General features: G+C 65.3%; 19 protein-coding genes. 10 read left to right on the forward strand and 9 right to left on the reverse strand.

Annotation, left to right across the window (positions count from 1 at the left end):
* Positions 1 to 365: 365 nt before the first annotated feature.
* Both HL671_RS05225 and HL671_RS05230 read right to left on the reverse strand, forming a co-directional pair.
* Entirely contained in the window at positions 366 to 1973 is a 1608-nt protein-coding gene (locus HL671_RS05225) for a Na+/H+ antiporter (protein WP_172235810.1), read from the reverse strand.
* Between the two features lie 30 nt (positions 1974 to 2003).
* The gene (locus HL671_RS05230) at positions 2004 to 2378 is read right to left on the reverse strand and encodes a nuclear transport factor 2 family protein (RefSeq protein WP_172235811.1); all 375 of its coding nucleotides are present in this window, start codon (positions 2376 to 2378) and stop codon (positions 2004 to 2006) included.
* A gap of 216 nt (positions 2379 to 2594) precedes the next feature.
* Here HL671_RS05230 and HL671_RS05235 point away from each other — a divergent pair, with 216 nt between their 5' ends.
* Positions 2595 to 4499 (forward strand): caspase family protein, encoded by a 1905-nt coding sequence (locus HL671_RS05235; protein WP_172235812.1) that lies wholly within the window; start codon positions 2595 to 2597, stop codon positions 4497 to 4499.
* Here HL671_RS05235 and HL671_RS05240 read toward each other — a convergent pair whose 3' ends face one another.
* Positions 4500 to 5192 (reverse strand): DUF1345 domain-containing protein, encoded by a 693-nt coding sequence (locus HL671_RS05240; protein WP_012047359.1) that lies wholly within the window; start codon positions 5190 to 5192, stop codon positions 4500 to 4502. It lies immediately after the preceding gene.
* A gap of 9 nt (positions 5193 to 5201) precedes the next feature.
* Entirely contained in the window at positions 5202 to 6125 is a 924-nt protein-coding gene (locus HL671_RS05245) for a polyprenyl synthetase family protein (RefSeq protein ID WP_012047358.1), read from the reverse strand.
* A gap of 185 nt (positions 6126 to 6310) precedes the next feature.
* Here HL671_RS05245 and mtgA point away from each other — a divergent pair, with 185 nt between their 5' ends.
* The 3 genes from mtgA to HL671_RS05260 all read left to right on the forward strand — a co-directional run bounded on the left by mtgA (position 6311) and on the right by HL671_RS05260 (position 8233).
* The gene (gene mtgA / locus HL671_RS05250; protein ID WP_012047357.1) at positions 6311 to 6982 is read left to right on the forward strand and encodes a monofunctional biosynthetic peptidoglycan transglycosylase; all 672 of its coding nucleotides are present in this window, start codon (positions 6311 to 6313) and stop codon (positions 6980 to 6982) included.
* A gap of 167 nt (positions 6983 to 7149) precedes the next feature.
* Positions 7150 to 7332: a 50S ribosomal protein L32 gene (rpmF, locus tag HL671_RS05255; protein WP_006610266.1), complete on the forward strand. Its 183-nt coding sequence runs from the start codon at positions 7150 to 7152 to the stop codon at positions 7330 to 7332.
* 187 nt (positions 7333 to 7519) lie between these two features.
* Entirely contained in the window at positions 7520 to 8233 is a 714-nt protein-coding gene (locus HL671_RS05260; RefSeq protein WP_172235813.1) for a hypothetical protein, read from the forward strand.
* 22 nt (positions 8234 to 8255) lie between these two features.
* Here HL671_RS05260 and HL671_RS05265 read toward each other — a convergent pair whose 3' ends face one another.
* Positions 8256 to 8537, reverse strand: a complete 282-nt coding sequence (locus tag HL671_RS05265; protein ID WP_172235814.1) for a hypothetical protein — start codon at positions 8535 to 8537, stop codon at positions 8256 to 8258.
* A 279-nt stretch (positions 8538 to 8816) separates the two neighbouring features.
* On the opposite strand from HL671_RS05265, the gene HL671_RS05270 reads away from it, so the two are divergent.
* A complete protein-coding gene (locus HL671_RS05270; protein WP_012047353.1) occupies positions 8817 to 10508 on the forward strand; it encodes a bifunctional diguanylate cyclase/phosphodiesterase in 1692 nt (563 codons plus the stop codon).
* Between the two features lie 96 nt (positions 10509 to 10604).
* Here the strand turns inward: HL671_RS05270 and phaR are convergent, their stop codons facing one another.
* Entirely contained in the window at positions 10605 to 11198 is a 594-nt protein-coding gene (phaR, locus tag HL671_RS05275; protein WP_012047352.1) for a polyhydroxyalkanoate synthesis repressor PhaR, read from the reverse strand.
* A 385-nt stretch (positions 11199 to 11583) separates the two neighbouring features.
* Here phaR and HL671_RS05280 point away from each other — a divergent pair, with 385 nt between their 5' ends.
* The 4 genes from HL671_RS05280 (at position 11584) to HL671_RS05295 (ending at position 17005) form a co-directional block, all read left to right on the forward strand.
* Complete coding sequence (locus tag HL671_RS05280) at positions 11584 to 12762, forward strand: acetyl-CoA C-acetyltransferase (protein ID WP_012047351.1); 1179 nt, start codon at positions 11584 to 11586, stop codon at positions 12760 to 12762.
* A 270-nt stretch (positions 12763 to 13032) separates the two neighbouring features.
* Positions 13033 to 13758 carry a beta-ketoacyl-ACP reductase gene (gene phbB, locus HL671_RS05285; RefSeq protein ID WP_012047350.1) on the forward strand — a complete coding sequence of 242 codons (726 nt, stop codon included), beginning with the start codon at positions 13033 to 13035 and terminating at the stop codon, positions 13756 to 13758.
* 148 nt (positions 13759 to 13906) lie between these two features.
* Positions 13907 to 14779 (forward strand): aromatic amino acid exporter YddG, encoded by an 873-nt coding sequence (yddG, locus tag HL671_RS05290; RefSeq protein WP_172235815.1) that lies wholly within the window; start codon positions 13907 to 13909, stop codon positions 14777 to 14779.
* Positions 14780 to 14989: 210 nt separating this feature from the next.
* On the forward strand, positions 14990 to 17005 hold the full coding sequence (locus HL671_RS05295; RefSeq protein WP_172235883.1) for a putative bifunctional diguanylate cyclase/phosphodiesterase: 2016 nt from the start codon (positions 14990 to 14992) through the stop codon (positions 17003 to 17005).
* A 61-nt stretch (positions 17006 to 17066) separates the two neighbouring features.
* Here the strand turns inward: HL671_RS05295 and HL671_RS05300 are convergent, their stop codons facing one another.
* Positions 17067 to 17501: a cupin domain-containing protein gene (locus tag HL671_RS05300; protein ID WP_172235816.1), complete on the reverse strand. Its 435-nt coding sequence runs from the start codon at positions 17499 to 17501 to the stop codon at positions 17067 to 17069.
* Positions 17502 to 17516: 15 nt separating this feature from the next.
* Positions 17517 to 18284 (reverse strand): hydroxyacylglutathione hydrolase, encoded by a 768-nt coding sequence (gene gloB / locus HL671_RS05305; protein WP_172235817.1) that lies wholly within the window; start codon positions 18282 to 18284, stop codon positions 17517 to 17519.
* Between the two features lie 189 nt (positions 18285 to 18473).
* Between gloB and HL671_RS05310 the strand changes: the two genes are divergently transcribed.
* Positions 18474 to 19241: a class I SAM-dependent methyltransferase gene (locus HL671_RS05310; protein ID WP_172235818.1), complete on the forward strand. Its 768-nt coding sequence runs from the start codon at positions 18474 to 18476 to the stop codon at positions 19239 to 19241.
* A 78-nt stretch (positions 19242 to 19319) separates the two neighbouring features.
* Here the strand turns inward: HL671_RS05310 and HL671_RS05315 are convergent, their stop codons facing one another.
* Positions 19320 to 20156: a DUF4167 domain-containing protein gene (locus HL671_RS05315; protein ID WP_172235819.1), complete on the reverse strand. Its 837-nt coding sequence runs from the start codon at positions 20154 to 20156 to the stop codon at positions 19320 to 19322.
* Between the last annotated feature and the right edge of the window lie 63 nt (positions 20157 to 20219).

Below are 20219 nucleotides of genomic sequence, written 5' to 3' on the forward strand. Positions count from 1 at the left end.
CAGATATCGAAATTAATCTGTCAAACGGTCATGAGGCCGCGGCTGCGGAACTTTTGAGCCTGACGTGCGGAAATTGGCGGCAAACGGCTGCCGCTTGGTCAGATCAGATCATCAGAGCGAGCGACGGTGCCGACGGTCATGTCCTGGGCATGATCCATCGAAGTTGTCCGGCATCTCCGCTACGGCGACCCGGGATCGTCGTTGGCGGGGATGGCCGACGCCGGCGTGCTGGGGGCATCGTGCGGCGGGCGTATGCGCCGCGGCGTCATCGGCGCCATCCGGCTCACGGATCGGCGCCGTTCGTCCACCGGAGAACGGGTGCTATTTCGGACGAGCAGCGCTGGCCGAGGACGGGATGTCGTCCGTTAAAGCGGCAGGTGCTCGTATTCCCGATTGGCGAGGCTTGCCTCCTCCAGATCGAGGTCGCGCTCGATGCGGCGGCGGGTCTCGTCGGTGATCTTGCCGTCGCGCAGCATCACATGGATGAACTTGCGTTCCGCCGTGATCAATTCGCGCGTCAGTTCGATGCCGAGCGCGGACGCGTCGTTGTCATCCGGCTTGAGACCCTCGGGCAGCTGGTTGGCCCGCACCTCGTGGCGTGCCCGCAGCAGCCGAACCACCTCATCCGACAGGTCGCGATCATTGGTCATCGTCTCCAGCGACCGCAGTGCGCTGTCGAGCGCCTCGCGCCGGGCGGCGATTTCCTGCTCGTGCTCGCGGGCATGCTCGGCGCGTCCCGTGCGGGCGACGCCGAGCCATTGCACGACCGTCGGCAGTGTGAGGCCGAGCCCGATCAGGGTGAAGAAGATGACGCCGAAGGCGATGAATAGGATCTGGTCACGATAGGGGAAGGCATCGCCGGTCGACAATGTCAGCGGCAGCGCCAGGGCGGTCGCCAGCGAAACCGTGCCGCGCACGCCGGTGAAGCCGATGATGAAGGTCTGCTGCCAAGGCGGCAGCGGATCGCGGGCGCGGAGCGAACTGCTCAAGAGGCGCGGCAGGATGGTCGCCGGAAACGTCCAGGCGAAGCGAGCGATCACGACGATGGCGAGCACCAGAGCGGTCGCGATGACGATCTCGTCGAGCGGAAAGATCTTCGACTTCTCGTAGATCAGCCGCATCTGGAAGCCGGTGAGCAGGAACAGCATGCCCTCGATCAGGTAGATCATGAGGTCCCAGAAGAAGACGCCCTGCAGGCGGGTTGCCGAGGAAATCCACAGCGGCCCGTTCCAGCTCATATAGAGGCCGCAGGCGACCGTTGCGATTACGCCGGAGCCCCCGACATGCTCGGGGATCCAGAACGCCAGATAGGGCGTCAGCACGGACAATGTGATCTCGACCTGCGGGTCGCGCGCATAGTGGCGGGCGCGCAGCATCAGCCAGCCGACGCCGATGCCGAAGGCGATCTCGCCGACCACGATCGCGGCAAACTCGCCGGCGGCAACCGGGAGCGAGAAGGTGCCGGTGATGATCGCGGCCACCGCGAAGCGATAGAGGATCAGCGCGGTCGCGTCGTTGGCGAGGCCCTCGCCTTCGAGGATCACCATGACCCGGCGCGGCAGATGCAGCCGGCGGGCGATGGCGAGCGGCGCCACGACATCAGGCGGTGCGACGATGGCGCCGAGCAGGAAGCCGATGCTCCAGGGGAGGCCGAGAAGATAGTGGGTCGCGATCGCCACCGCGGAGGCGGTGAAGAGCACGCAACCGACCGCCAGCAGCACGATCGGCCGCAGATTGCGCTTGAACTCGCGCCAGCTCATCGCGACGCTGGAGGAATAGATCAGCGGCGGCAGCACGACGAGCAGCACCAGCTCTGGCGGCAGTGCGAAGGCCGGCATGGTCGGCACGAAGGCCAGCGCGATGCCGGCCAGCATCATGAGGATCGCCGGCGCGAGATTGGCGCGCCGCGCGATCAATGCGGTTCCCGCCAGCACCGCCAGCAGGACCAGGAATATCTGAAAGTGAGCTTCCATCGGGATCGGCCGGGCGTCGCTGCGCCGGGCTCAGTCCCTGAGATCGTAGCGGTAGGACTTCGAGACGATCTGCCAGCCATCCTTCAGCTTCATGGCGACGAGATAATCGGTGAAATAGCGCGGTGGCAGCTGACAGTGCACCTTGATGAAGGCGGTCTTGTCGTCCGAGCGGTCGATGGTGACGATGAAGTCCTCGCGCGGCTTGCCCTCGGCCTTGGCGGACGGACGTTTGCGGACCCAGGCCAGCCAGTCCGGCACGGTCAGAATCTTGAGCTCGCCATTCTCGACCCAGCGCAGATCGGCCGTCGGATGGAACACGGCGCCCAATTTGTCGGCATCGCCCTCGTAGAGCGCGTCGAAATAACCCTGCACGACGGCCTCGATGCTGGAACGGTCTGTGCTCACGGCTCTCTCCATTGCGGCGAACGAACAACGATCGCATTTTCGATGCAAAAGCGTGCTTGGCAAGGCTTGAACTGCCGCCACCCCGAGAGCGACGCAATAAACGTGGGGAACTGGGCGAGAGCGGGATAATGGCTGCGTGATCCCAGTCACAAGCCGAACGATCCGGAATCTGATAGACAGGTTCCAGCAGGTCTCCCAGCGGTATGGGGAAGTCAAATGTCTTGGTCAGCTCGATGCGGCGGGTTCCTTTTGGCGGCAGCGTTGGTGCTGCTCTGCCATCCGGCGCTCGCGGAGAAGCGCGTGGCGCTCGTGATCGGCAACTCGGCCTATCAGAACGTGCCGCAGCTGACGAACCCCGCCAATGACGGGGCAGTCATGACCACGACGTTCAAGAACGCAGGCTTCGATGTCGTCGACTATCGCCGCGACCTGACGGCCAGAGAGACGCGGCGGGCGCTGCGCGATTTCGCCGATGCCGCCCGTGATGCCGATATCGCGGTGGTGTATTACGCCGGCCATGGCATGGAGGTCGAAGGCTCCAACTACCTGATCCCGATCGATGCCCGGCTCGAGCGCGACACCGACGTCTATGATGAGACGCTGTCGCTCGACCGGATCCTGGTTGCCGTCGAGCCGGCCAAGAAGCTGCGGCTGGTCATTCTCGACGCCTGTCGCGACAATCCGTTTACCAGGACGATGCAGCGCACGGTCGCGACCCGCAGCCTCGGCCGCGGCCTGGCCAAGGTCGAGCCGACCAGCCCCAACACGCTGATCGCCTATTCCGCCAAGGCCGGCTCCACCGCGCAGGATGGCGACGGCACGAACAGCCCGTTTACGCTTGCACTGTCGCGGCACATCGCGACTCCCGGTCTGGACGTCCGTAAGGCGTTCGGCTTCGTGCGCGACGAGGTGTTGAAATCGACCTCCAACCGCCAGGAGCCGTTTGTTTATGGGTCGCTCGGCGGCGAGGACGTGCCACTGGTGCCGGGCGTGCCGCGCGTCGTCACCCAGATGCCGGTGGCGCCGCCGGTCAATGCGCAGGCCGACACCCGTCGCGACTACGAACTCGCGATGCAGATCGGCAACAAAGGCGCGCTGAACGCTTTCCTGGCGCAATATCCCGACGGCTTCTATGCGAGCCTCGCCAAGCTGCAGCTCGAGAAGCTGGCCGCCGAGGAGAATCGCGCCGCTGCCGCCGAGAAGGCGCGCGTGACGGAGGCGGAGCGTGCGCGCCTCGCCTCCGAGGGGGCGCGCAAGGATACGCTCGCCAAGGCGGAGGCCGAGGCCAAGGCGGCCGAGCAGGCCCGCATCGCGGCCGAAAAGGCCAATCAGTTGGCGCAGCAGCAGGCCGCCGACGCCGAAAGGAAGCGGCAGGAGCAGCAGCTCGCGGCGACCGACAATCCGCGTGCGGCGACATCACCGGCCGCTTCCCCGCAACAGGGGCCGCAGGTCGCCGCGCTCACGCCGGCGTCGCAGCCCGCCGATTTGACCAAATCCGTGCAGCTCGAGTTGCGCCGCGTCGGTTGCCTCACCGAGGACGCCGATGGCGACTGGGGCTCCGCCTCGCGGCGTTCGATGTCGCAGTTCAACCGCTATGCCGGCACCAGGCTCGACACCCAGGCCGCCTCGGCCGATGCGCTGCAGGCGATCAAGCTCAAGCAGGCGCGGGTCTGCCCGCTGGTCTGCCAGCACGGCTACAAATCGGATGGCGATCGCTGCACCCGCATCGTCTGCGCCGAGGGTTCCTTCGTGAATGACGACAATGAATGCGAGAAGCGGCGCGACAAAAAGCCGGTCGTCAGGCGCGACACCAGCGATGACGAGGAGGCGCCGTCGCGCCGCCGTGCCCGTGCGACGCCTGAGCCGGGCATGCCGATGCCGCCTCCCAACGTGGGCGTCGGGGTGGGGATCGGTGTCGGCGGCGGTGGTCTCGGTGTCGGCATCGGCGTGGCGCCGAGCATTGCCCCGCCCAGGCCGCAGGCGCAGGCGCGTCCCAAGCCGTCCTCGGGCCAGATCTATTGCGACGCCTATCTGTGCCGTCCTGTCAGGCAGGGCTGCCGGCTCGAATATCGCGGCGGCGGCGGCCCCGCCAACAACGCCAGCGTGGAAGTCTGCAACTGATCAGGACGAGATCGCGCTGGCGGCGATATTGACCATCAGGGCGACCAGCGCGGTGTTGTAGACGAACGAGATGATGCCGTGGACGGTCGCGGTGCGGCGGATGATCTTGTCGGTGATGCCGACGTCCGAGACCTGGGCGGTCATGCCGATGATGAAGGAGAAGTAGACGAAGTCCCAGTAGTCGGCGTGCTCGTCCGTGTCGCCGCTCGGGAATTGCAGGCCGCCGGGCTTGGCGCCGCGGTAATAGTCATGGGCGTAGTGCAGGGCGAAGGTCGCATGCACCGCGGCCCAGGACAGGCTGACGGTGAGCAGCGCCAGCGTCAGCGCGGGCGCATCGCGCTTGGAGGCGCCGAGCTCGAACACGATGGCGGCGATGCTGGCGAAGGCGCCGAGTGCGGTGACCATCAGGATCACGAAGCGGCCGTCGTCCTGCATGATCGCCTTGCGGCGGATGTCATGATGCTCGCTGCGCAGCATCATGACCGCGACCAGGACGAGATAGATCGCGGTGAAGATGTCCCAGCTGATCAGGAGCCGCGTGACCAGCCGCAGCGCCGACGGCAACAGCACGAACGCGACGATCGCGATGCCGAGCGAGACGAAGGTGCGCGGACGCGCATAGACGATGCGCAGCGGCGCCGGCAGCCTGACGAAGCGGGCGAGGGCCGGATCATCGGGATGGAGTCCGGCCAACGCCTCGCCTCAGCTCTTGCGCTCGGCGACGAAATGGGCGGCGGCGCGCAGCACGTCGCCCTTGCTGCCGAAGATCGACAGCGCGGCATCGCCGCGGGCGAGCAGATCGCGCACGCGCTGCTTGGCGCCCTCGATGCCAAGCTGGGTAACGAAGGTGGTCTTGCCGAGTTCGGCATCCGCGCCGGCCGGCTTGCCGAGCGTGGCGGCGTCGCCCTCGACGTCGAGCAGGTCGTCGGCGATCTGGAAGGCCTCGCCGAGCGCGCGACCGTAATCGTCGAGCGCCTGGTATTCGGCCGGAGAGGCCTGGCCGAGCAGGGCGCCGGCGATGCAGCCGAAGCGCAGCAGGGCGCCGGTCTTCATCTGCTGGACGCGTGCGACGTCGACCGGGCCGCTGTCGCCGAACCGACCCTCGCCAGCGAGATCGAGGATCTGGCCGCCGGCCATACCGCCGACACCGGCGCAGCGCGCCAGCGCCCGGGTCAGCGCCAGACGGACGCCGGCGTCGGGGTGGATCTCGTCGCGGGTGATGATGTCGAAGGCGATGGTCAAGAGCGCGTCGCCGGCCAGGATCGCGGTGGCATCGTCATAGACCTTGTGCAGGGTCGGACGTCCGCGGCGGAGGTCGGAATTGTCCATCGCCGGCAGGTCGTCGTGGATCAGCGAGTAGCAGTGGATGCATTCGAGCGCTGCGCCCGCCAGCAGCGCGCCCTTGCGTGGCACGCCGAACACGGCAGCGCTTTCGACCACCAGGAACGGCCGCAGCCGCTTGCCGCCGCCCAGGCTGGAATAGCGCATCGACTCGATCAGCCGCTGTGGCCTGGCGATCTCGTCCGCCAGCGGCGCATCGCCAAGCAGCTCGCCGAGCAGGGCTTCGGTCTCTTCCGCGGTCTTGTCCAGGCGTTGGGTGAAGTCGGTGAGGGCCGTCGCAGTCATTTAAGAAGAGCTCCAGGGACGAAATTCGCCGGACAATCGTTGATGGCGGCGACTTCGTCAATTGCGGGGACAATGGGCCCTTTCGGCCATAATGACGGAAAAAAGCAGGAATCCTCATGCAGATGTCGGATAATCCGGGGCAACTGACCGCCGCCTCGGCGGTCCAACCCGGGCGACGCCTGCCATTGCGTACCGTCAGAACCATCCTGCTGATCGTCGTGCTGGTGCTGCTCGTGCCCTATGTGTTGACGCCGTTCTATGCTGCCGGTCACCCGGTTTCGACCCTGATGCTCTGGCGGTCCCTGACTGGCCAGCCGGTGACGCGGCATTGGATCGACCTTTCGGCGATGTCGCCTTATCTGCCGCGGTCCGTTGTGGCGGCCGAGGATGCCAAATTCTGCAGCCATCACGGCATCGATTGGGGCGCGCTGCGCGAGGTGATGGACGATGCCGAGGAGGGCGACGTCAGCCGTGGCGGCTCGACCATCACTCAGCAGGTCGCCAAGAACCTGTTCCTGTGGCAGGGCCGCAGCTATGTCCGCAAGGCGCTGGAACTGCCGCTGGCGCTCTGGATCGACCTCGTCCTCGGCAAGCGGCGCATCCTGGAGATCTACCTCAACATCGCCGAGCTCGGTCCATCCGGCCAATTCGGGGTCGAAGCCGGGGCAAATTACGCCTTCAACCGCTCAGCCGCCGGGCTGGGGCCGCGCGAGGCGGCGCTGCTGGCCGCGATCCTGCCGAATCCGGTCCGGCGCTCCGCCCGAACCCCTGGTCCTGGCGTGCGCCGTTTGTCGGGGACCTATATGGTGCGGGGCCAGGCCTCGGCCCTGCAGACCTGCTGGGGCGAGCGGCATTGAGCGCGGCGGGGACGCAAATTTGGCCAAAAATGCCTCGGAGAGCCCTAGCCATACCGGACCCCTTCCTCTATAAGCGCGGCCTGATCGGCATCCGGGCTCGCCAGCTTCATGGCTGCAGCCGTCCTTCGCGGACGATGCCTTACAAATTACCCCTAGAGGATACCGATATGGCCGTCCCCAGAAGAAAAACTTCGCCGTCGCGCCGTGGCATGCGCCGCTCGGCTGACGCGATCAAGAAGCCGACCTATGTCGAGGACAAGGACTCCGGCGAACTGCGTCGTCCGCACCACCTGGACCTCAAGACCGGCATGTACAAGGGCCGTCAGGTCCTGAAGAAGAAAGACGCCTGAGTGCCCGCAGGGCCGCTTTCCAAGCGGCCCGAATTCGGCCATCGATTGGGGTGAAAGCGGTCCCGTGCGATTTGATTCGCAGGGGCCGTTACGCATGAGTGCTGCGTGATCCCATCTCGCCGCCATTATCTTTCGACCAATCGATTTCGCGCAGGGCCGTGGCCCGCCCCACCCAAGGCTTTAACCGATGTCGATGATCGGTTTTCCGCTGCTGCTGATCCCGTTGGCGATCTACAACATGATCGTCTTCCTGATGCCTGGGGTCGCGTTCAGCGAAACGCTGCTGCGCCTTCAGCTCCCGTCCGGCGAGGTCTGGACGGTCTCGCTCGGCGACATGCTCCTGGCGCTGGCCGTGCTGCTGCTTCTGCTGGAGGTCATCAAGGCGGCGAAGCCCAATGGCAAATACCTGACCGACCATCTGCTCTCGCTGCTGGTGTTCGGCGGCGCCGCGGCCGAGTTCGCGATGTGGCCGAAATTCGGGAACTCCACCTTCCTGCTGCTGACGCTGCTGTCCATGGTCGATTTCTTCGGCGGCGTCGCGTTGCGCACCAAGCGCCGCGCCCGGGCGGCCGTCGCCGTGCCGGCCCCAGTGCCGGCCGCAGAGCCAGCAACGCTTCCGGAACCCACGGCGACGGAAGAACCGGCCAAGGCAGAGGCCGTTCAGCCGGGGGATGCTCCAGCGGTTGCGACGCCTGTTCATGCGGAGCCCAGCGATGCCGTGCCGGCCGCGGCCTCGGTCGCGGAATCGGTGCTGCTGGATCACTCGCTGCCGCGCCCGCCGAGCGCAGCGCCCGCTCCGGCCGAGCCGACCGCGCCGGACTTGCAGGCCGAAGGTGCCGCCGAGGCGCCGGCCGATCCCGCAAAAGACCCCATCAAGGCGCCGGACGCGTCGAAGCCCTGATTCCGGCGCACCACCTTCCTGTTCAAACCACCTGGCGGGTTCTGCCGCCGAGAGCGGTGGCCGGCTGAAGCCGGGCCGTATAGGCCGATTTCGCATCGGCTGGGGCCGCCCGTCGGAGCGCGCGGGTCTGCGGCAGCTTTTCGGCTGACGCGATCAGATGGGCGACGAAGCCGGCATCTGGGCGTGGGGCGCGAACCTTGGGCGCCTGCTGCTCGACCTGCGCATCGGTCCGGACCAGGGTCAGGCAGCGTGAGGCCTCGTCGGCGGTTGCCGGTCCGGTCTGATCCTGATCGATCGTTAACATCGTCCCACCATACCCGGCGCGATTGTCACGTTCTGAGACGCCGGAGCCCTTCACCATCCGATCTCGCAAGAGCAATGCCGCTCCCGGAGAGCGCGTTCCGACATGTTGCGTGATGGTTGACGTGGATTCCGACGCGTGTCTGTCGCATCGGCATGCTCTCCGTTAACCAGAGATGCGTAGTCTGATTCGCGAAATCCGGTGCTGTCGCTCGCGAGAGTAGGCGCCGGCTCCTTGCTGTTGACCTCGGGCCGCGCCCGCTTGTCCCGAAACGAGGCGATCTTGACACCCGAATTGCCCCAGACCGCGACGATCCTGTCGTCCCTCGGCCAAGCTGCCTTTGTATGGGATCTGGCCAGCGACGTGATCGTCTGGAGCGACCATGTCGGCGCCGTGTTTCCGGACGTGCCGCTGCCGCAGCTCTGCAACGGCACCGAATTCGGCAAGCTCATCGAGCCGGAGCGTGGCGTCCGTTCCGAGGCCATGCGTCAGGTCGCGCCGCTGCACGGCGTCGACGGCACGCCCTACCGCATCGAATATGGTGTGCGGACCCACTCAGCGGCGCCGCTGATCTGGGTCGAGGAAACCGGGTGCTGGTTCGCCGGCCCCGATGGCCGGCCTGCGCGCGCGCAAGGCATTGTCAGGATCAACAACGAGCGCCATGCGCGTGACGAGCAGCTGCTCAAATTGTCACGCCATGATCCGCTGACCGGCGAGCTCAACCGCACCCATTTGCTGGCGACGCTGGCGGAGGTGATCGAGGAGTCGCAGCGGTTTCGCTTTGCCTGCGCCTTCATGCTGATCGGGATCGATCATCTCGCCCGCATCAATGACGCGTTCGGCTTCGACGTTGCCGACGGGGTGGTGCTCGAGGTCGCGCAGCGCATCCGCGCCCGCTTGCGGGGCGGCGATACGCTCGGACGGTTTTCGGGCAACAAATTCGGGTTGATCCTGAAGAACTGCACGATGGACGACATGACCGTCGCCGCCGAACGCTTTCTCGCGGCCGTGCGCGACGAGGTGGTGCCGACCAAATCGGGTCCGGTGGCGGTGACCGTGACGATCGGCGCGGTCAGTGTGCCGCGGCACGCAAGGTCGGTCGAAGAGGCGGTCAACCGCGCCCATGAGACGCTGGATTCGGCCAAGCGGCGCCGCATCGGCTCGTTCTCGACCTGGCGGCCGAATGTCGAGCGCGACGCGCAGCGCAAGGTCAATATCCGGGTCACCGACGAGATCGTCACCGCGCTGAACGAGCGGCGCATCGTCACCGCGTTCGAGCCGGTGGTGCATGCCGACACGCGCCAGACCGCCTTCTATGAGTGCCTGGTGCGCATGCGTCAGGACGATGGACGCGCCGTGCTGGCGCCGGACATCGTGCCCGTCGCCGAGCGACTCGGCCTGATTCGCCTGGTGGATCACAGGATCCTGGAGCTCGTCGTGGCCGAGCTGGCCAGCGCGCCCGACGTGACCCTGAGCCTGAATATTTCCCCGGAAACGACGATGGACCCGGATTGGTGGGCCTCGATCGAATCGATGATGCGGGCCCATCCCGGCGTCGCCGAAAGGCTCATTGTCGAGATCACCGAGACGGTCGAAATTCAGGATATCGACGACCTCCGCGGCTTCGTGACGCGGCTGAAGGACCTGGGCAGCCGGATCGCGATCGACGATTTCGGGGCCGGTCACACCTCGTTCCGGAATTTGCGCAAGCTCGGCGTCGACATCGTCAAGATCGATGGCGCGTTCGTCCAGAACCTGGCGCGCTCGGCCGACGATCGCGCCTTCGTGCAGACCCTGGTCGAGCTGGCGCGGCGGCTGCAGATCAAGACGGTGGCGGAATGGGTCCAGGACGACAGCTCGGTCACGCTGCTGCGCGACTGGGGCTGCGACTACATCCAGGGCCGATTGATTGGGCTTGCCTCGATCGAGAAGCCGTGGGTCGCGAGCAGGGCTGTGCTGCCTGCGGCGAGCTGACGACGGGCGGCGCAAGCGGATTCGCGCAGCCCACCAGAGGCGTCGATCATGATGCGATGTCGTCGCATCGCACCATGATCCAAGCTCAGCCCTGATTTAGCTCTGCTCGTCCTTTTTCGGCTCGGACATGCGGTCCAGCCGGTCCTGCATTTCCTTCATCTGGCGGCGCAGATCGTCGATATTATCCTCCGCGGCGGCGGCCGGCTCGGCCGCCTTCTCGTCGGTGCGTGCAGGCACCGGCGCGAACGGCTTGAACATCGAGAAGGTTTGCTGGAACAGCTCCATGTTGCGGCGCACCTGCTCTTCCAGCGGGGCAAAGGGTGTGCCGCTGAAGGTGTCGGCGATCTGCTTGCGGAACTTCTCCTGCTCTCGGGTCAGCGTGTCGATCGACTGTTCCAGGTACTTCGGAACGACCATCTGCATGCTGTCACCGTAGAACCGGATCAGCTGGCGCAGGAAGGTGGTCGGCAGCAGGTTCTGACCGGCCTTGTTTTCCTGCTCGAAGATGATCTGGGCCAGCACTGAACGGGTAATGTCGTCACCGGTCTTGGCGTCATAAACGAGGAAATCCTCCCCGTTCTTAACCATTGCGGCCAGATCCTCGAGGGTCACGTATGTACTCGTCCCGGTATTGTAGAGCCGCCGGTTCGCGTATTTCTTGATTGTGGTCGGTTGGTCTGATTTCGCCATGGAGCTCACACATGCAATCCGGGAACGGGAAACCCTGCGGCGTTGCCGCAGGGCAAACGAGCTGCGCAATGCAATAACGTAATCACTTTCGAGCGAGTTCGGCTACGGTTTTGTGCGGAACGGTTAATCCGGCAGCAGAAATCTTGCCCATCAAACCGCCAAGCGTCCCATTTTGCGTGCGCCGCAACAGGAATTGCCCATGCCGCCAATTGACATGTCGCAACGACGTTCACAGGATAAAGAGCGAAGGTTGCGCACTTGCCAATCCCTCGGCTTGCGGACGGCCGGCACGACCGTGAACTAAAATATTTGGCTTCGTTTCAAATACTCCCAAGTCCTCAAGCCCTCGCTTCACCTCTCAAGATCAAGAACCCAGGAGATGCCCATGTCAGACGATGTCGTCATCGTCAGCGCCGCCCGCACCGCGGTTGGAAGCTTCAACGGTGCTTTCGCCAACCTTCCGGCCCATGAATTGGGGGCGGTGGCCATCAAGGCCGCACTGGAGCGCGCCGGCCTCGAGCCCGGCCGTGTCTCCGAGGTGATCATGGGACAGATCCTGACGGCCGCTCAGGGGCAGAACCCCGCGCGGCAGGCGTCAATCGCAGCCGGCATCCCGGTCGACAGCCCGGCCTGGGGTATCAATCAGCTCTGCGGGTCCGGCCTGCGCTCGGTGGCGCTCGGCTATCAGGCCCTGAAGAACGGCGATTCGGACATCGTGGTCGCTGGCGGCCAGGAGTCGATGAGCATGGCGCCGCATGCGCAATATCTGCGCGGTGGCGTGAAGATGGGCGCGCTCGAATTCGTCGACACGATGATCAAGGACGGCCTGTGGGATGCCTTCAACGGCTACCACATGGGCAACACCGCCGAGAATGTCGCGAAGCAATATCAGATCACGCGCGCGCAGCAGGACGAGTTTGCCGTTGCATCGCAGAACAAGGCCGAGGCCGCGCAGAAGGCTGGCAGGTTCAAGGACGAAATCGCGCCGGTGACGGTCAAGAGCCGCAAGGGCGACGTTGTGGTCGACACCGACGAATATCCGCGTCACGGCGCCACGCTCGATTCGATGGGCAAGCTGCGGCCGGCCTTCGAGAAGGACGGCACGGTCACCGCGGGCAACGCCTCGGGCATCAACGACGGCGCTGCGGCCGTGGTGCTGATGACCGCGAAGCAGGCGGCCAAGGAAGGCAAGACGCCGCTCGCCCGGATCGTGTCGTGGGGGCAGGCCGGCGTCGACCCGAAGATCATGGGCACCGGCCCGATCCCGGCGTCGCGCACCGCGTTGAAGAAGGCCGGCTGGAACATCGCCGACCTCGATCTGATCGAAGCCAACGAGGCTTTCGCCGCGCAGGCCTGTGCGGTGAACAAGGACCTCGGTTGGGATCCCGCCAAGGTGAATGTCAACGGCGGCGCGATCGCGATCGGTCATCCGATCGGTGCGTCGGGCGCGCGCGTGCTCGTCACGCTGCTGCATGAGATGCAGAAGCGCGATGCCAAGAAAGGCCTTGCTACGCTTTGCATCGGCGGTGGCATGGGCATCGCACTGTGCGTTGCACGCGACTAAAATCGCGGCACTGATTGCGAAGCATATCGCCTTCGCATTCGCACGCGCTTCAACTAAAGATCAACGCCCGGCGATTTCGCCGGGCGTTTTGTTCTTGATGTCCGTCAAACACGTCGCATAATCGATCAGTAAAAAAGAGCAGTTGAGCGATCAGGGATATCTCAGCGACAAGTTGATGTCGCGCAGCGGTCCATGGTCCAATAACAACGGAATGCGCGGCAGCATCTACAGGTTGTCGTGCTGGAGCAGTCATCGAGGGAAGGATTCGACATGGCACGTGTGGCGTTGGTGACGGGGGGAACGCGCGGTATTGGCGCAGCAATCAGCAAGGCCCTGAAGGCTGCGGGACATAAGGTCGCAGCGAACTATGGCGGCAACGATGCCGCTGCGGAGAAGTTCAAGAGCGAGACCGAGATCCCCGTCTACAAATGGGACGTCAGCTCATTCGACGCCTGCGCCGAGGGGATCAAGAAGGTCGAGGCCGAGCTCGGTCCTGTCGACATTCTCGTCAACAATGCCGGCATCACCCGGGACACGGCCTTTCACAAAATGACGCTCGAGCAATGGAGCGCGGTGATCAACACCAATCTCGGCTCGCTGTTCAACATGACCCGTCCGGTGATCGAGGGCATGCGCGCGCGGAAGTTCGGCCGCATCATCAACATCTCCTCGATCAACGGCCAGAAAGGTCAGTTCGGCCAGGTGAACTACTCCGCCGCGAAGGCGGGCGACATCGGCTTCACCAAGGCGCTGGCGCTGGAGACCGCCAAGGCCGGCATCACCGTCAACGTGATCTGCCCCGGCTACATCAACACCGAGATGGTGCAGGCGGTGCCGAAGGACGTGCTCGAGAAGGCCATCCTGCCGCTGATTCCGGTGGGCCGGCTCGGCGAGCCGGAAGAGATCGCGCGCGCCGTGGTGTTCCTCGCGGCCGACGAGGCGGGTGCGATCACCGGGTCGACCTTGTCGATCAATGGCGGCCAGTACATGGCCTGACACGCGCAGCGGCGTTGCGCCGGGATTAAATCTACGGCATGGACAAGGAATGCCCGCGCTCGCCGCGGGCATTCACGTCTCTGCGATTGCTCGATGCGGGCATCGGCGTGAATGGCCGGCCTGAGCCGGCCGCGACGGAGCCGGCCGGATGTCTCAACGCACAGCCACCCTCATTGGTCTGGCGGCGATCCTGATGTGGTCGCTGCTCGCCGTCATGACCGTTGCAACGGGTACCATCCCGGCTTTCCAGCTCGCCGCGATGACCTTCGCGATCGGCGGCGCCGTCGGCCTGCTGACATTGTTGCGCAATCCCCAGGCGCTGCAATTGCTGCGGCAGCCGGCGGCCGCATGGGCCGTCGGCGTCGGCGGCCTGTTCGGCTATCACGCGCTGTACTTCCTGGCGCTGCGCTTCGCGCCACCGGCCGAGGCCGGCCTGTTGAACTATCTCTGGCCGCTGCTCATCGTGCTGTTCTCGGCCTTTCTGCCCGGCGAGCGGCTGGCGATCCATCATGTCATCGGCGCCGCCCTGGGCCTGGTCGGAACTGTGCTGCTGTTCGTCGGCAATGGCGCGAGCTTTGCGGCGAGCCAGCTGCCGGGGCTGGCGGCGGCTTTCGTCGCTGCGTTCGTCTGGGCGATCTATTCAGTGCTGTCGCGGCGGCTGAAGGCGGTGCCGACGGAGGCCGTGGCCGGCTTCTGCCTCGCGACGTCGCTGCTCGCGGCAATTGTTCACGCTGCGATCGAGCGTACCGTGTGGCCCGGCACTCCAGCGCAATGGCTTGCGGTGATCGGCCTCGGAATAGGCCCGGTGGGCGCGGCGTTCTACGCCTGGGACATCGGCATGAAGCGCGGCGACATTCGCGTGCTCGGCGCCGCCTCCTATGCGACGCCGCTGCTGTCGACGGCTTTCCTGATTCTCGGCGGCTACGCCCGGCCGAGTGCCGCGATCGCGGTTGCGGCCTTGCTGATCGCCGGTGGAGGTTTGGTCGCAGCCAAGGACATGTTCCGTCTGCGTGGCCGATAGCGCAACGCTTTGCTCGGCTCGGCTCAAGGCCGCCGTCGCGTTCGCGAATCCGGTGCCATCCTTGATGCAAGCTTAACGGTGGGGCGGCACGAGCCGGTGTGGCGGTAGTTCGCAACCGTCCGTCGATGCGGCCAGTGCTGGCACCTAACGCGCCCTTTACCCGTCACGGGCAAAACTCTGCAAGCAATAGTGCTGATGACGGGGCAGCGGATGCCGGATGTGAGGGGCTATTTCGCTCGCGCTGCGGACTTGTTTCGCGTGCCTCCAGACCAGCCCGAGCTGACGCGGGCGCAGTTCCAGGCGTTCTCCAAACAGGTGCCGCTGCTCTATTTCATTCTGATCACCAACAGTCTCGCCCTCGCTTATACGTTCCTGCCGCTGGCGCCGATATGGCTGACGATGGCGGTTCCGGCGCTGCTGTCGGCGCTGACCGGCTTTCGCATGCTGTGGTGGTTGCGCCAGCGCGACGTCGGAGCCAGCAGTGATCAGATCCTGCACAAGCTGCGCGTCACCAATCGAATCGCCGGGCCGATCGGAGCGTTGTTCGTGGCCTGGTCGTTCGCGCTGTTTCCCTATGGCGATCCGTTCGCGAAGGGGCAGGTCGCTTTCTACATGGCCGTCACGGTCATCGGCATCATCTTCTGCCTGATGCATCTGCGATCGGCCGCGCTGATCGTCACGCTCGTGGTGATCGTGCCCTATGTGATCTTCTTCATGTCCACCGGCGTCCACGCGTTGCGTGCAATTGCAGTCAATCAGCTGCTCGTCTCGTGCGCGATGGTGATCGTGCTCTTTATCTACTACCGGGATTTCGCCGCGCTGGTCGCCAGTCGCAAGTCTCTGCTGGCCGAGCAGGCCGCGACCCAGGCGCTGTCGGACGAGAACTTCCGTCTCGCCAATCTCGATTCGTTGACGGATCTTCCCAATCGCCGTCGCTTCTTCTCGGAGCTTGCGCAAGCCTTCGAGGACGCCGAGCGGGACGGCACGCGGCTCGCGGTCGGCATCATCGATCTCGATGGCTTCAAGCCCGTCAACGACACCTACGGCCATAGCGTCGGCGATCGCGTCCTGATCGAGGCTGCGCGCCGGATCAGCGACGTGTGCGACAGCGTGGGCGACAACGTGCATCTCGCGCGGCTCGGTGGCGATGAATTCGGACTGATCGTCGCGGGCGATCCGGAGGATGACGAGCTTCTCGCGCTTGGACGACAAATCACCGAGCGGATCCAGCTGCCCTACGAGCTCGATACGGCGCATACGGGAGTGTCGTGCTCGACAGGTTTCGCGCTGTATCCTCGCTCCGCGACCGCCGCCGATGCGTTGTACGAATGCGCCGACTATGCGCTGTATCATGCCAAGCGCCATGCGCGCGGCCAGACGGTGATCTTCTCGAGCGAGCTGGAGGCGGAGATCCGCAGCCGCAACGTGATCGAGCATCTGCTGCTTGCCGCCGATTTCGAGCGCGAAATGGAGCTGGCGTTCCAGCCCATCGTCGACGCCGCGAGCGCGCGCACGACGGGCTTCGAGGTGCTCGCACGCTGGCGCAGTCCCAAGCTGGGCCTGGTCTCGCCGTCGGCTTTCATTCCGGCTGCCGAGCGCATCGGAGTCATCCGCACGCTGACGCGCGTCCTGCTGGTGAAGGCGCTGGCTGCGGCGCGGACCTGGCCGGAGGACATCCGGATGTCCTTCAATCTGTCGGCGCATGACATCTGCTCGCCTGACGGCATTCTGCCGTTGATCTCCGTCATTCACGCCAGCGGTGTGCCGCCACGGCGCATCGAGTTCGAGATCACCGAGACCGCGGTGACCTTCGATTTCGTTCATGCCGAGCAGTCGATCTCAGCGCTCAAAGCCATCGGTTGCGGGATCTCCCTGGATGATTTTGGCACCGGCTATTCCTCGCTCAGCCACGTTCACCGGTTGCCGCTCGACAAGCTCAAGGTCGATCGCAGCTTTGTCCATGACGTGAACGCCAACCCGATCAGCCACAAGATCATCAAGTCGCTGACCGGCCTCTGCGCCGACATGGAGATTTCGTGCGTCGTCGAGGGCGTCGAAACCAAGGAGCAGCTCGACAGCCTGTGCCGGCTCGGGGCCGACTACATTCAGGGTTATTATTTCGCTGAGCCGATGCCGGCAGACGCCGTGCTCGGCTTCCTGACCAGGGAGCGCCAACGTCTGGCCGAGCCGTCCGAAGGCAAGCTCGCCGGCGCCGGCGCTGCGTAGTCCGGAGCATGATCCGGTCGGCGAACGCACGTTCCGAACGGATCGTCCGCAAACAGCGGATCTAAATCGACGGCTCCCAGCCCTGCGGCGCGAGCTCGAATCCGGCAAATTCAAATCCCGGTGCCACCGTGCAGCCGACCAGGGTCCAGTCGCCGGTGCTCTCGGCGGCTTGCCAGGCATGAGCCGGGACCACCGCCTGCGGCTCCTGGCCGCCAGCGAGGTCAATGCCGAGCGTCGTTGTGCGCGGTGGCTGTCCTGCGGCAGCGATCCGCAAAGTGAGCGGCGCGCCGGCATAGAAGTGCCAGGTCTCGACCGCATCGACCCTGTGCCAATGTGAGCGCTCGCCGCGGGCGAGCAGGAAGTAGATGAGGGTCGACGCGGCGCGCCCGGCGGCATTCAAAGCCGGATCACGGAAGGTCTCACGAAAATGCCCGCCTTCAGGATGCGGCTGCAGACCAAGGCGTGCGATGATGTCGGCGGCCGACAAGGCGGTCATTGGGGACGTTCCGGCTCAGGATTTGTTCTTGCGCTCGCGCAATTCACTGAACACCTGCTCGGCCGTCGCGCCCTTCATCCGCAGCTTGATGGCGACGGCTGGGTCGTCGGCGCGCAGGAACACGTTGGTCTGCTTCTCGTCCCCGAGCAGAGACGGAATTGTCGACTCGTTCGCGGCGCGCAAACGCGTCACCTCGGCGGCGCGGGCCTTGAGGGCCTCGTTGTCGCCGTCGACGGTCAACGCGAACTTCACATTCGAGGCGGTGTATTCGTGGCCGCAATACAGCCTGAAATCGTCCGGCAGCGCCCGCAGTTTCAAGAGCGAGTCCCACATCATCGGATAGGTGCCCTCGAACACCCGGCCACATCCGACTGAGAACAGCGTGTCGGCCGCGAACACCGCCTTGTCGGCATCGAACACGTAGGAGACGTGATCAAGCGTATGGCCGGGCGTCTCCAGCACGCGGGCAAGCAACTCGCCGACCTTGATGACGTCGCCATGGCCGACGCGCAGATCGACATCGGCAATCGCGGTCGTCTTGTCATGCGGCGCGACCACCCGGCAGCCATACTTCTGTTTGAGTTCGGCGACCGCGCCGACATGGTCGTGGTGATGATGGGTGATCAGAATGTCGGTCAGGGTCCAGCCGGCAGCCTCGAGCTGGCGGATGATCGGACCTGCTTCGGGCGCGTCGACCGACGCGGTGGCGCCGGTGGCCGGGTCATGGATCAGATAGCCGAAATTGTCGGACAGGCAGGTGAAGACGCGGATGTCGGCGGCCATGATGTCTCCGTCGGCGGTACCTGGGCGGGAGCGCGGGGGTGGCGCTTGCTGTCAGAGGTCGGGGGAGGCCGGGCACGACGTTGCGGGCGGTCTCCGGGTCTCCAGTCGGCAGAGATATGGCGTTAACGTTGCAGGCGCAACGCAATATTGGGCGGGCGGCAACGTCCTCGAGCATGGTACATTGACGCGATGGACGTGATCGATCTGCGGAATTTCTATTCGGGTCGCCTTGGCATCGTCGCGCGGCTGTTGATCAACCGCGGCATCCGCGCGCGCTGGCCGAGCGCGACGGGACAGCGCGTGCTCGGCATCGGCTATCCCACGCCCTATCTCGGACTGTTTCGGGAAGATTCCGAGCGCTGCATCGCCTTCATGCCGGCGGCGCAGGGCGTGTTGAAATGGCCGACGGCGCGCCCGACGCTTGCGTCTTTGGTGGACGAGTTCTCGCTGCCGCTGCCGGATTCCGCCGTCGACCGCATTCTCATCGTGCATGCCCTCGAAATGTCGGACGATCCGGCCGGCTTGCTGCGCGAAGTCTGGCGCGTGCTGGCGCCCTCCGGACGATTGATCATCGTCATCCCGAACCGGCGCGGCGTTTGGACGCGGACCGACAACACGCCGTTCGGTCATGGCCGCCCCTATTCGCGCTCCCAGATCACGCAATTGCTGCGGCAGACCTGGTTCACGCCCAGCGCCTGGGGGGAAGCGCTGTTCATGCCGCCGATCGGCGGCTGGTTCCTGAAATCGGCAATGGCCTGGGAGCGGGTCGGCGCCGCGTTGTCGCTGCCGTTTGCCGGGGTCCATATCGTCGAGGCGACCAAGCAGGTCTATCGGGTGATCCCCGCCCGGCGCGAGCGCATCAGGCTGATCCCGCGGCTCGAGCCGGTGCTGGCGCCGTCGCCGTCAACCCAAGGGTCGAGCCGGGAAGGAACTGCTCCGTCCCCGCGCGACCGGTAGAAGCTGTTTGTTGCCGCCGGAAAAAAAAAGCGGGCGGGCTCGTCGCCCACCCGCTTCTTCAACAGTGGTCCTGATCGATTACTCGCCCGGATTGAGGTCTTCGCTCGGGGCCGGCGCGGCAGCGGCTGCTTCCGGACGCGGACCATGCGGGCGGCGGCGCCGACGCGGATAGCGCTCAGCGGCACCTTCGAACGCCGCCGGCGCATTGGCGATCTGCGGCTGCGGGCCGGTGATGAAGGACGGCAGGCGGTCGACCCCGCTATCGGCGATCACCGGCTGCGGCTGCGGTTGCGGCTGATACTGGGCTGGCTGCGGACGCTCGCGGTGCTCGCGCGGCTCCCGTTCGCGATGCTCGCGCGGCTCGCGATGCTCCCGGGGCTCGCGATGCTCACGGGGTTCGCGGTGCTCACGAGGTTCGCGCGGCTCACGCGCTTCCCTGTGCTCGCGCGGCTGCTGATCGCGCTGATAGGGAGGCTGGTTGTCGCCGCGCTCGCGCTGGCCGCCTTCGCGCATGAACGGTTGAGGCTGCGGCTGCGCGGGAACGAAACCGGGCTCCTGGCCGAAATGCGAGAAGCTCTCGCCCTCGTCATCGAGATCGTCAACGGTCAGGTCATCGGTGTTGCGCGGCTGCTGCGGCTGGTTCTGGCGGAACTGCTCCTGGGCGGCGGCAATCAGGCGGAAATAGTGCTCAGCATGCTGGTAGTAGTTCTCGGCAGCCACCGGGTCGCCCGAGGAGCGGGCGTCACGGGCGAGTTGGACATATTTCTCGGCCACATGGGAGGCGGTGCCGCGGATCTTGATGTCCGGCCCGTTGGATTCGAACACGCGGGTCAGCGGGTTCTGGCCGCGCCGGTTATTATTATTGTTACCGCTATTCCGGTTGCGCATCCGCTTGTTGTTCTGACCGTTTCTCATGTCCTGCCTTTATTCCAACCCTGCGTTAGGACCACTGATTGTCATCGGAATACCGATACCGTA

Source organism: Bradyrhizobium denitrificans (assembly GCF_013179005.1).
In the GTDB taxonomy this organism is placed as follows: Bacteria; Pseudomonadota; Alphaproteobacteria; order Rhizobiales; family Xanthobacteraceae; genus Bradyrhizobium; species Bradyrhizobium denitrificans.